Consider the following 11,567-nt stretch of genomic DNA (forward strand, 5'->3'; position numbering starts at 1 on the left):
CAATAAATTTTGAGAAAATTTGATTTTGGGTATCCCACCGGTTTTGCTTAAAAAATATTGCAAAAAGCGTAGAATGGGGAAAATGATGTCACCTTAGAACTTTTGCAAAAGTGGTGAATATTCAAAATTAAGACCTTTTGATAATTTAATAGACTACAATAACCTAAAAATCCTCTTAAGGATGTAAATATCCTAATTTTTATCTTTTTAGCGTTATCTATTGCCTATTGGCGTAGCATCCATGTTCTCTTTTTGCCCGTGCCAAAGGGCTTAAGCCCGGTTGCATGGCTGTATTTTATTTAGTCCTAGCCCCTTTGATCCCCTCCAATTTGGGGGACTGATCACGCTGGCTAGTGGGCTTAAAAGTGTGGGCTTTGCAGTATTGGGGGATTTGACTCAAAGTTTTATGGTGGATTTGGGGGCGAGCATGGCTGGAGTCAATGGCTGTAGTTTTAATTTTTCTTATTTGAGTTGTTAGCCGCCCCATAGGCAAACTTAACATAAATGGCTAGACTAATCAAAAGGGCAGACACCCCGCTAGCCAAATAAATCGCATAGATGATCTTGTTGGGGGCACTGATGCTAAATTTGAAGACCAACATCAAGGCTTCAATGGCTAGGGCGATGATGATCGAACCTAAAAAGCGGATCATCGTGCGGTGGATGGCGTGGTGGCTATCCCCGCTGTTTTTGCCCAACACCTCTTCCTCAAAAATGGCTTTGACTAGATCGACCGTGGCTAGGGCTAGGGTGAGCAAAACGATGGGGTGGAAAACTTCTTTAACATCAAAACTATCAAAGTGTGCTAGCGCATTGGTCAGGCTTGAAATGCTCTTGACAAAAAGCAACAAAGACACTAGACCCAGTGTAACCGAGATGGCAAAATACATGATTATGCTCCCCTCGGCAAACACATTGTAGTATTTAGAAGAAGAGCTTAATGACAGCGCGACACGCAAGGGAATATGCATGCACACCACAAAAAATAATTCGTTTTGGTTGTTGTAAATGGGATAGGCTGCCGTTACTACTAGTCCGCGGTTATTGCGTGTGGGGTAGGGATTGGTCAAAATACAACGCTTTTCTTGCACCGCCTCATAAAAATAGCCCCGTTCTAAAGAGTTTTCCGCAAAACTGCTTTTGATCTTGCCCTCACGATCAATTAAATTCCCATTCATGTCCAAGATAAAAATATCCTCTTTAATCCGCACCTCTTGTTTGATGCGTTCCATAGCGATTTGGACATATTTAAGCGTGGGTTCTTTGAGGTAGTTTTTGATATTTTGGGTCAAGAGATAGGAAACATAGGCGTAAAGCTCGTTTTTAATTTTGGCATATTCGGCAATATCTTTAGATAACATCGTTGGTCCTCACAGGTTGGAGCTGGTTTTGTAGCTGATTTTCTAAATCTTTTAAGCTCTTTTGATAAAGCCGATTGAGCCCCTCTATAATGGCGTTATTATAACTTTGATTAGGCCCGCCCCTCTCATTGGGATCGCTATCAATGGGATTAGCCTTTAAAATGGGCGCATAGATGGTTTGGGCGATGATTTGGCAGATAGGCCCCTCACACACCTTAAAATGCGCTTGAATCTCTAGCATGCGCAATACCCTTGCTGGTTCCAAATAGTCATTATGGGTGGCTTTTAGCATTGCCTTAATGGCTTTGAGATCAGAGGGGGTGTTTTGGAAAGCAAAATGAATCGAGCCGGTGATCGTGGCTTGTAGGGCATTGGGGTCTTTGTTGGGGTTTTTCTTAGTGGGCAAAATTACCTGATAGCCCCTATTGCCCAAAACCTTAGCGATCCCCTCTTGGAGACCTTTGGTATAGCGTTTTTGGTAGTATTTGGGGAGAAACTCACGCGAAAACTCCACTTGAGCGGGTGCTACCACTAGGTTACCCAAATCGGGCTTGTCTTTAACAGGAGCACTTTTATAGGTGAAATTCAAATACGGGAGGGTAAAAACATCGTTTTTACAGCCCACCAAAAACGCACCCAATAAAACAACCCGCCACCACATGCACTCTCCTATCCAACAATCTCCTATTATAGCATAGTCTTAAGAAGTTTGGAGCACCCCCTCCTCTAGGGCATAGATATGGCTAGCAATTTCCAAACTGGACTCGTTATGCGAGATCATCAAGATGAGGCGGTTATGTCTGAGATCATAAATGGTTTGCTTGATTCCCTCTTGGGTGGCGTGATCAAGAGCTGAGGTGGCTTCATCAAAGATGAGCACGCTCGCATCGCGATACAGCGCACGCGCAATGGCGATTCTTTGGCGTTGCCCCCCGCTTAAATTGGTGCCAAATTCCTCTAAAGTGCTCTCTATACCGCCCAAATGTTCCACAAACTCCAAAGCCTGCGCTTGTTCTAGGCATTTAGTCACCCTATTGGTGTCAATCTCCAAACCATAGGCGACATTTTCTGCCACCGATCCGCTGAAGATAAAAACCTTTTGGGTTACAATGCCAATTTGCGCCCTTAGGCTCTTTTGTTGCAAATCTTGTAAGGGGGTGTTGTTGATCGTGATCTGTCCGCTTGTGGGCTCATAGAGGCGTAAAACGAGATTGACCAGCGAACTTTTGCCACTCCCGCTCTTGCCCTTGAAGGCGACAATCTGCCCCTTTTGCAAATCAAGGTTGATATTTTGCAAGGCAAATTGGTTGGGTAAATACGCTAAACTCACCCCTTGAAACACAATGCGTTCAATGGGTTCTTTTAATTCTTGATGCCCATCTTGAATGGCGGGCACACGCTCCAAAATTTCATAAATCCTATCCCCAGCCACTAGGGCTTCTTGGAAGTTAGAAACGATTCGCACAAGGCGTTTAATGGGCGTGTAAAGCATGAAAAGGGCGGTGATGAAAGAGAAAAACGCCCCCACGCTAATATGCCCTTTAATGACTTCTAACCCACCTAGATAAATCACTAAAGCGATCGCAATAGAGCCTAAAAACTCCATAAGCGGGCTGGAGATTTCAGCGTATTTGATCCCATTGAGGCTGATTTGGAAAAAGCGTTGGTTTTCTTTTTTGAAGGCTTGCAGTTCTAGGTTTTCGCCATTAGAGGTTTTGATCACCTCAATACTATGGAAAATCTCAGACAATCTAGCCGTCATGCTGGCATTGCTCTCTTGGTTGGCTTTGGAGAGTCTTTTGACCTTTTTGATGATCTTGCTTAGAGGGAAGGCGGCTAAGGGCATGATCACAAGCCCCACAAGGGCTAATTTAGGGCTTTGATAGATCACCACGCCAATTAAGCCTATAATGGTGAGGGCTTCTCTAATGCTCTCGGCTAGATAATTAGATAGACTAGCACGCACTAAGGCAATATCGCTTGTGATGCGTGCGATGAGTTCGCCCTTTTGGGTGCGGTTGAAAAACCCCAACTCCATTTGGAGCAGGTGTTGCAGCATGTGGTTACGCAATTTCTTAACAATGTCTAACCCGATATAGTTGGTAAAATAGGTCTGTAAATAAATCCCCCCACTCTTACCCAAATACGCCAAAACCACCAAAAAGGGCAAAATGGTGAGCATGTGGGTGTCTTTTTTGATGAAAATTTCATCTAAAGTCGGCTTGACTAGATAGGTCCCCCATGCCGTGCTAGCTGCCACCACCACAGAGGAGAGCAACACCACAATAAAAGCCTTGTAGTGCCCTTTTACATAGGGATAAAAACGCTTTAAAAAAATTTTCAACAATTAACCTAATTCGTAACCCGCATCTAAAATCGCCTCTTTAATGTCCTCTGGGTTAGCTGGAGCATGGTAGCCAACCCTCACTTCTTTATCTGCCAAACTCACCTCAATTTGGCTCACCCCCTCAAGCTCCCCAACAAACTTCTCAATCTTATCCACACAATGCTGGCATGTCATGCCCTCTACTTTAATGCTAATCTCTTGCATGTTATCCTCTAATTTTAAGATGCGCGCCCCTGAGCCGTTGGGCGTTGAGAACCACGCTCACACTGCTCAAACTCATAGCCAAGCTTGCCAACATGGGGTTTAACATGACCCCCAGTTTAAAGGCCACCCCACAGGCTAGCGGAATTGCCACGCTATTATAGCAAAAAGCCCAAAATAAATTTTGCTTGATATTGGCGATGGTGAGCGTGCTCAATTTAATAGCACCGATCACCGATTGGATGTCATTATTAAAGCTCACCACATCAGCCACCTCTAAGCTCGCATCGCTCCCCTTAGCCATCACTAAGGCGACATCGCTGCGCGCTAGGCTGGGCGCATCATTCATCCCATCGCCTACCATCATCACCACTTCCCCCTGTGCCTTGAGCTGCTCGATGGCATGGAGTTTGTCCTGTGGCTTTGCCTGCGCTTGGTAGTGATCCATGCCCAACTCTTGGGCCAAAGTCGCTACATTTTGGGCATGATCCCCGCTTAAAAGCATGGTTTTAACGCCCATGGCTTTAAGCTGGTTGATATGCTCTTTAACCCCCTCTTTGAGTGTGTCCTCTAGCAAGATCACGCCTAAAATCTCTTGGGGCGTGCCCACAAACACCTGAATACCGCCCATCTTGCTCTCAAAGGGGTTGGGCAAAGCTAAATATTCCAAACTCCCCACTAAGATCAAGCGATCCCCCACCAGCGCGCTAATGCCTAGACCCATTTGCACCTTGACCTCTTTAGCCTCTTGCAAACTGATGCCCTGATCCTTAGCATAAGCCACAATGCCCTTAGCAATGACATGTTCGCTATGCGCCTCCAAACTCGCACACAAGCCTAACAATTCTGAGATGTCTAAGCCCTCTTTGGCGATCACTTCTTTAACCATGGGTTGCCCTAGTGTGAGCGTGCCCGTTTTATCAAAGACCACACAGCTCACGCTGCGCGCTTTTTCTAGGGCTTGGGCGTCTTTAAAAAAGAGTCCTAGTAGGCTAGCCTCTTTATTAGCCACTAAAATAGACATCGGCGTTGCTAGCCCCAATGCGCAAGGACAAGAGATCACCAACACGCTAATAAACACCTCTAAAGCGCGCGCAAAATCCCCCAAAGCTAGCCACACTAAAAAGGCTATAGCAGCAATCCCTATCACAGCAGGCACAAAAACCCCCGCCACTTTGTCTGCTAGGCGTGCAATCTGTGCCTTAGAACCTTGTGCGTTGTTGATGAGCTCTAAAATCTTGTTTAAGGTGCTTTGGGTGTTGGTGCGCGTGGCTTGAATCAAAAAAGAAGTGGTGGTGTTGAGCGTGCCCGAAAAAACGGGCATGCCCACATTTTTATAAACAGGCAGGCTCTCCCCTGTGAGCATGGACTCATCAATCTCGCCCTCGCCCTCGGTGATGATCCCATCTATGGGGATGTAGCTACCGGGTAAAATTTTGAGCACATCGCCCACTTGAATCGCATCAATTAAGACCTCTACACTCTCTTGCCCCTGCATTTTAAGGGCGGTGGGGCTTTGGTGACTAATTAGAGTTTGCATCGCCTGTAGGGCTTTATCTTTTGAGGCGTTTTCAATGCGCTTGCCCACCATCACAAAAACCACAATCACGCACACACTCTCAAAGTAATAGCCCTCCAAAGGTGCATGGTGGTAGGCTTTAAAGAGTAAGAACAAACTATAGAGTAGGGCACTGGTTGTCCCTATGGCTATCAGGCTATCCATGTTGGGCTGGCGCGCCAACAGCGTGCTAAAGCCCTTGAGATAAAAATCCCTCCCCATGTGCATGACCCCTAAAGTTAGAATCAGTTGCACTAACCCATTATAAAAAGGGTTTTGCAAGATCTGCGGGAGGGGCAGAAATGCTGCTAACATAGACAAACAGAGCACGCCCACACTCAAAAGAATTGCGCCCACTAACTTTTTATTGGGCGTTAAAAAAGGCGTGCTTTGGGAGGACTTTTCTAGCTTTGATTTGGGCGTGTAGCCTAGCTTTTCAATTTGTTTGAAAATATCCTCTAGGCTGGCTTGATTCTCATCATAGAGCACAGAGGCTTTTTTGCTGATCAAATCCACCCCGATCTCTTGGATGAACTTTTTACGCCCCAAAGATCGCTCGATCCCACTAGAACACGAACTACAAGTCATGCCCTCAATATAAAAATGTGCGCGTTTCATCGGTGTTTAAAAATAATTTTTACCATCAAAACAAGCCAGCGGATGATCCCATAAAAGAGATAGCAGAACATAAAAGTCCCCAAGACCTCTAAAGGGCGCACAAAGAGCAAGAGCAAGAAAAAGACAAGCAAGATAAAGAGCTTTAAATTCCATTGCACTTTTTTAAAGTTAGGGTAGCGGATATTGCTCACCATCATCACACCTAAAAACACAATATAGATTAAAAAAAACTTCCCCCAACCCTCTTTCAAAATGCCGTATTTGGTGTCTATCAACACCCCTAGCACCACCAGCACTGCCGCGCTGGGGATGGGGATACCAATAAAGGAATAAGGATCGGTGGTTTGGGTGGTAACATTGAAACGCGCCAAGCGGATCGCCCCAAAGATCACAAAGAGCGCACAAGCTGCCATGCCCCAACGCCCATAAAAATGCCCAGCATAAAAATAGGCGATAAGGCTCGGGGCGACCCCAAAAGCCACGACATCAGCCAACGAGTCAAATTCTAGCCCAAACTTGCTTGTAGTGTTGGTCAAGCGCGCAATACGCCCATCTAGCCCATCTAATACCAAACTCCCCACAACCAGCCAACACGCTATCACAAAGCTCCCCCTAGAGGCATAAAGAATACTCATCATGCCCAAAAAAATACTGCTCGCCGTGAAGAGATTGGGGAAGAGATAGAGGGGCTTAATCGGCATTAGCGCACATCAGCTCGCATGTTCTTCTAGGGGCACCAAACGGGTTTGTAAATTATTTGCCGATTCGTATTCGCTGATAATCTCGCGCACCCGTTCGCCCGTGATGACCTCTTTTTCAAAGAGTTCGCCCACCATCACCTCAATGGCATCCTTATAGTCGCTCAAGGTCTGTTTGACATGGCTATAGCGTTCCTCTAGCAAGTTTTTAATAAAGCCATCCATCTCTTCAGCCATTTTTTCGCTAAACTCGCGCCCGCTCCCAAAGCCCCCCCCTAAAAAGGAATTACGCTGTTTTTCAAGCACCATCAACCCGCTCACATCGCTCATGCCATAGTAGCTCACCATGCCCTTGATGATGTCGGTCGCACGCTCTAAATCATTGCTTGCTCCCGTAGAAATCTCTTGTAAAAATACCTCTTCGGCCGCCCGTCCGCCTAACAAGACATCAATTTCTGCGATGAGCTCGTGTTTTTGCATGAGGTATTTATTTTCCTCTGGGGTGTTGAGCGTGTAGCCCAAAGCTGCCATCCCTCTAGGGATGATTGAAACCTTATTGACCCGTGCGGAGCCCTTTGTCATCTCAGAAATCACGGCATGCCCGCTCTCATGGTAGGCGACAATCTTTTTCTCTTTGGGCGAAATACGCCGACTTTTTTTCTCTAGACCGGCAATGCCCCGCTCGACCGCCTCTTTTAAGTGCTGTTGTTTGACTTCTTTTTGGTTGTTGCGCCCGGCTAACAAAGCGGCCTCATTGATGATATTAGCCAAATCCGCCCCAGCTAATCCGGCAGTCAGCTTAGCGATCTCTTGCAAATCCACATCATTAGCCAGTTTCACCGGCTTAATATGCACTTTTAAAATCTCCACCCGTCCGTTAAAATCGGGTTTATCCACCAAGACTTGGCGATCGAAGCGTCCGGGTCTAAGCAGTGCGGGGTCTAAAATCTCGGGGCGGTTGGTGGCAGCCAGCACAATTACGGGGGCATTTTCTGAACCAAAGCCATCCATTTCGGCTAAGAGTTGGTTTAGTGTCTGCTCCCTCTCATCATTGCCACTAATCATCCCCCCGGCTGCTCTACTCTTACCAATCGCATCGATCTCATCAATAAAAATAATGCTGGGGGCTTCTTTTTTGGCAATATCAAAGAGATCACGCACACGGCTAGCCCCAAGTCCTACAAACATTTCAATAAAACTACTCCCCCCCATAGAGAAAAAGGGCACGCTGGCTTCCCCCGCTACGGCTTTAGCTAGCAGAGTTTTACCGGTTCCAGGAGGACCTACTAACAAAACACCCTTAGGGATTTTGGCTCCCAAAGAGGCATAACGATCGGGGTATTTGAGAAAATCCACAATTTCTACGACCTCCTCCTTTGCCTCCTCATTGCCCGCCATGTCATTGAAACGGACTTTGGGTTTTTCGGCATTGATGAGTTTTTTAGAACTGCCCATGCCAAAAATCCCCCCGCCCATGTTTTTTTGCATCCGACTTGCCATGAACATCCACAAGCCCAAAATCACCAACACGGGCAAGAGCCAGCCCAAAATATCGGTGAAGAAATTGGATTCGCTAAAGCCCGAATAGTTAATTTTTTGCGCGTCCAAGAGGGGCACTAAGGAGAGATCGGGCACGCGTTTAGCCACATAGATAGTTTTACTATTGCCCTCTTTGCTGGTGGCTTTGATGAGAGTCTGTCCAATACTCACGCTATCCACTTCTTTTTTCTCAATGAGTTCTTTCATCTCGTGGTAGCTAATGTTCTTAGTGCTGGTAGAGAGGAAACGATCGCCAAAGCCTTCATCGCTATTCATCACGCGCATGGCGATGATAGCAACCACAATAAACAAAATCACCAGCAATAAGGGATTTTGCAAGAGCGGTTTTTTAGAATTGGGATCGCCCGGTCCTTTGTTATTGTTCTCCATAAAAGTTCCTTAAATTGATTTCATCAGCTAGGTTTAGCTCTCAAAGACAAGCCCACCCATTCATTTTCGATCTTTTGTTCTAATAGCTCAAAACCCTGCGTATAACGCTCCAAAACAGCATGCGCATGGCAATCCAAGATGCCTGATAAAAAAAGCAATGTATCTGCATGGCTGGCTTGCAACACAGAAGGGTAGAGCCCTAGGATCACATCGGCTACAATGTTGATGGCGATGAGATCATAGGACACTGCTTGTTGCTCTAAAGAGCCTTGCCAAATACGCCCGATGTTAAGATGGTTACGCACAAAATTCTTTTGGGTCTCCTCAATGGCTAAAGGGTCGATATCACACAAATGCACGCACGCCCCCAAACTAGCTAATGCCAAACCCAAGATCCCGCTCCCACAACCCACATCTAGGGCTAACTTACCCTTAAAAGTCTTGGCTGGCATGCTAGAAAAACTCTCTAAGAGCATGCGCGTACTCTCATGGTGCCCTGTCCCAAAGGCAAGGCTAGGATCGAGGGTCAAAACCCTTAAGGGTGTGTCTGTCGGGGGTATCCAACTGGGCGTGATGTAAAATTGCCCACAAGCGATGGGCTGGATACTTTGTTGGTAGGCACTGATCCAATCTAAATTGGGGTGGGTGCTGGTATGGTGGTAAAAACCAACTGGCAAGTCTTGATCGCCCAAGGTCTGGCAAAACCCCTCAAGGCTTTGGAGCAAGGCACTAGGCTCTTGATTGGAATAGACAATGTAGGCAACATGGGGTAAAACATGGGCTTGCCCGCTCCCACCGGTGTATTGGTAGGGGTGATCGCCCAAATTAGACACGCAATCCTCCTCGATAGCTTCTTGCGTAAAGTCTAATAAAAAATCTGCAAATAAATCGGGATAGGCAGTGGGTAAAATGAGAGTTTTGAAGTAAAAACCTGTTTGCACGCCTCTAATCCGCCAAACCCCGCTTAGTCATTGGTCCCCAAGACGACCTCTAATTTCTCTTTTAAAACTTGTGGCGTAAAGGGTTTGACGATGTAGTTATTGACCCCAGCCTTCAAAGCGGTGATCACCTCCGCCTTGCCCCCCTCTGTGGTGATCATGATAATGGGTAGGTCTTTAAAACGCCCATCGGAGCGCACCTTTTTCACCAAGTCCAGCCCATTCATCTCGGGCATGTTCCAATCCGTGATGAGCACCCCTGTGGTGTCGTTGCTATCCAACTTCCCCCAAGCTTCCACCCCGTGCTCGGCTTCCATGATGTCCTCATAGCCCAAACGCTGGAGGGTATTCCTAATGATTCGGCGCATTGTGGAACTATCATCTACAACTAATATTTTCAATCTTTCTCCTTAAATCGCTCGCTTTGCCACCACAAGCATAGCCCCTATTCTAGCATATTTCTTTGCGCCTATCTTTAAACTGAGGCTTAAAAGCACACGAAAAGCTTAATCTGTTATGATAACGCTTTTGTAAGGAAAACGATGCATTTAATCCCAAATACGCCCCTTAAAGATGTGCTGGCAGATGAAAGCGTGGTGGTGTGCCAACCCTGTAATCTCTATGGCTGTCATTTAAAAGAACATGTTTTTGTGGGTCCTTTTTGTGAAATCCAAAAGGGCGTGGTGGTGGGGGCGCATAGCCGTATCCAAAGCCACACCTTTATTTGTTCGCGCGTGCAGATCGGGGCGTTTTGTTTTATCGGACATGGGGTGGTCTTCACCAATGACCTTTTTAAAGAGGGTTGCCCTAACCCCGATCCTAAATCATGGAAAGAAACCCGCATTGGCGATCATGTCAGCATTGGCTCGAATGCGACCATCTTACCCGTGCAAATTTGTAGCCATGTGGTGATTGGGGCTGGGAGCGTGGTAACTAAAGACATCACCACGAGTGGGATTTATGCGGGCAATCCAGCTAAACTCTTGCGGCTACTTTAATGATTGCCGTTGGATTAATCGGGTATGGCTATTGGGGGCAAAAAATCGCACGCCATTTGGGGCGTTTCACCCTTAAAAGCATTTGTGATACCTCTTTGGATCGCTTGCAAGAAGCTCAAAGGGATTTTAAAGGCGTGCAGGTTACACCCTCTATTGCTCAAGTTTTGGACGATCCAAAAATCCAAGCTGTGTTGATCATCACCCCCGTAAATACGCATTACGCCCTAGCCAAACAAGCCCTTTTGGCAAACAAACATGTTTTTATAGAAAAGCCCTTGGGGGCATGTCTAGCACAAGCTAAAGAACTCTACGCCCTAGCCAAACAACAACAAAAAATCCTGCATTGCGATCTAACCTTCATCTATTCTGCACCCATCCGTTGGATTCAAAAAAATCTAGGCATGCTGGGTGATGTCCTTAGCATCACCTCCCGCCGTTTGGGGGGTATTTGCCGTGAGGACACCAATATTCTTTACGATCTAGGCTTGCATGATCTTAGCATCCTCTCTTTTTTCTACCCCAATGCCCTCTGTGTTGCCACTAATCCCACCCTCCACCAAGCCAGCCACCCAGACCACCCCACCCCAACCAGCACCTGCTTAAATTTCTACTTGCCCACACCCAAACAAACCCCCATCTCTATTTATCTCTCTTGGCTCTCCCCCTTTAAAGTGCGCGACATGTTGATTATGGGCACACAAAACACCCTCTATTACAACGATAACGCCCCTAACCCCATTGCCCTCTACCTGTCTCTTTATACACATCTCCGAGCCCACGAGACTAGGCATGATCTCGTATGCCGTCTTCTGCTTGAAAAAAAAAATGCAAAAGTATAATGAGTGATAACTATGTTGGAATGATCGTTATAACTTAATCACTGTGTGTCTGTTTGCGATTGATGCTTACTGTCTAAGAT

Annotated in this window: 11 protein-coding genes; 2 read left to right on the forward strand and 9 right to left on the reverse strand. The window is 46.4% G+C overall.

Translation table 11 applies throughout. The features are described 5' to 3' along the window. Window positions 1-280: 280 nt before the first annotated feature. Entirely contained in the window at window positions 281-478 is a 198-nt protein-coding gene (locus C5684_RS09280; protein ID WP_013890280.1) for a hypothetical protein, read from the forward strand. Here C5684_RS09280 and C5684_RS02590 read toward each other — a convergent pair. From C5684_RS02590 to C5684_RS02630, 9 genes are read right to left on the reverse strand one after another with little or no spacing between them, the layout of a single operon-like run. Then, the gene (locus C5684_RS02590) at window positions 453-1,361 is read right to left on the reverse strand and encodes a PDC sensor domain-containing protein (RefSeq protein WP_006017250.1); all 909 of its coding nucleotides are present in this window, start codon (window positions 1,359-1,361) and stop codon (window positions 453-455) included. The two genes, C5684_RS09280 and C5684_RS02590, sit on opposite strands and share 26 nt — an antisense overlap. Then, window positions 1,351-2,022, reverse strand: coding sequence for a hypothetical protein (locus C5684_RS02595; protein WP_104639329.1), 672 nt, complete (start codon window positions 2,020-2,022; stop codon window positions 1,351-1,353). The genes C5684_RS02590 and C5684_RS02595 overlap by 11 nt, the downstream gene beginning before the upstream one ends. Window positions 2,023-2,061: 39 nt before the next feature. Further along, window positions 2,062-3,705, reverse strand: coding sequence for an ABC transporter ATP-binding protein (locus tag C5684_RS02600; RefSeq protein ID WP_104639335.1), 1,644 nt, complete (start codon window positions 3,703-3,705; stop codon window positions 2,062-2,064). A gap of 3 nt (window positions 3,706-3,708) precedes the next feature. Next, window positions 3,709-3,912: a copper-binding metallochaperone CopP gene (copP, locus tag C5684_RS02605; RefSeq protein WP_104639330.1), complete on the reverse strand. Its 204-nt coding sequence runs from the start codon at window positions 3,910-3,912 to the stop codon at window positions 3,709-3,711. Between the two features lies 1 nt (window position 3,913). Continuing rightward, window positions 3,914-6,085 carry a heavy metal translocating P-type ATPase gene (locus tag C5684_RS02610; RefSeq protein ID WP_104639331.1) on the reverse strand — a complete coding sequence of 724 codons (2,172 nt, stop codon included), beginning with the start codon at window positions 6,083-6,085 and terminating at the stop codon, window positions 3,914-3,916. Further along, window positions 6,082-6,786, reverse strand: coding sequence for a CDP-diacylglycerol--serine O-phosphatidyltransferase (gene pssA, locus C5684_RS02615; RefSeq protein WP_013890274.1), 705 nt, complete (start codon window positions 6,784-6,786; stop codon window positions 6,082-6,084). Before pssA ends, C5684_RS02610 begins: the two co-directional genes overlap by 4 nt. Window positions 6,787-6,795: 9 nt before the next feature. Further along, window positions 6,796-8,712 carry an ATP-dependent zinc metalloprotease FtsH gene (ftsH, locus tag C5684_RS02620; RefSeq protein ID WP_013890273.1) on the reverse strand — a complete coding sequence of 639 codons (1,917 nt, stop codon included), beginning with the start codon at window positions 8,710-8,712 and terminating at the stop codon, window positions 6,796-6,798. A gap of 23 nt (window positions 8,713-8,735) precedes the next feature. Further along, the gene (gene prmA, locus C5684_RS02625) at window positions 8,736-9,653 is read right to left on the reverse strand and encodes a 50S ribosomal protein L11 methyltransferase (RefSeq protein WP_104638445.1); all 918 of its coding nucleotides are present in this window, start codon (window positions 9,651-9,653) and stop codon (window positions 8,736-8,738) included. 23 nt (window positions 9,654-9,676) lie between these two features. After that, window positions 9,677-10,051 carry a chemotaxis response regulator CheY gene (locus C5684_RS02630; protein WP_006017263.1) on the reverse strand — a complete coding sequence of 125 codons (375 nt, stop codon included), beginning with the start codon at window positions 10,049-10,051 and terminating at the stop codon, window positions 9,677-9,679. Between the two features lie 141 nt (window positions 10,052-10,192). Here C5684_RS02630 and C5684_RS02635 point away from each other — a divergent pair, with 141 nt between their 5' ends. Continuing rightward, window positions 10,193-10,648 carry an acyltransferase gene (locus C5684_RS02635; protein ID WP_013890271.1) on the forward strand — a complete coding sequence of 152 codons (456 nt, stop codon included), beginning with the start codon at window positions 10,193-10,195 and terminating at the stop codon, window positions 10,646-10,648. The last annotated feature ends 919 nt before the right edge of the window (window positions 10,649-11,567 follow it).

The organism is Helicobacter bizzozeronii (genome assembly GCF_900196775.1).
Lineage (GTDB): Bacteria > Campylobacterota > Campylobacteria > Campylobacterales > Helicobacteraceae > Helicobacter > Helicobacter bizzozeronii.

Excerpts from the sequence above, each read along its gene's own strand:
- ftsH (WP_013890273.1), bottom strand. The coding sequence starts at position 8,712 with ATGGAGAACAATAACAAAGGACCGGGCGATCCCAATTCTAAAAAACCG.
- copP (WP_104639330.1), bottom strand. The coding sequence starts at position 3,912 with ATGCAAGAGATTAGCATTAAAGTAGAGGGCATGACATGCCAGCATTGT.
- C5684_RS02635 (WP_013890271.1), top strand. The coding sequence starts at position 10,193 with ATGCATTTAATCCCAAATACGCCCCTTAAAGATGTGCTGGCAGATGAA.
- C5684_RS02595 (WP_104639329.1), bottom strand. The coding sequence starts at position 2,022 with ATGTGGTGGCGGGTTGTTTTATTGGGTGCGTTTTTGGTGGGCTGTAAA.
- C5684_RS02590 (WP_006017250.1), bottom strand. The coding sequence starts at position 1,361 with ATGTTATCTAAAGATATTGCCGAATATGCCAAAATTAAAAACGAGCTT.
- C5684_RS02610 (WP_104639331.1), bottom strand. The coding sequence starts at position 6,085 with ATGAAACGCGCACATTTTTATATTGAGGGCATGACTTGTAGTTCGTGT.
- pssA (WP_013890274.1), bottom strand. The coding sequence starts at position 6,786 with ATGCCGATTAAGCCCCTCTATCTCTTCCCCAATCTCTTCACGGCGAGC.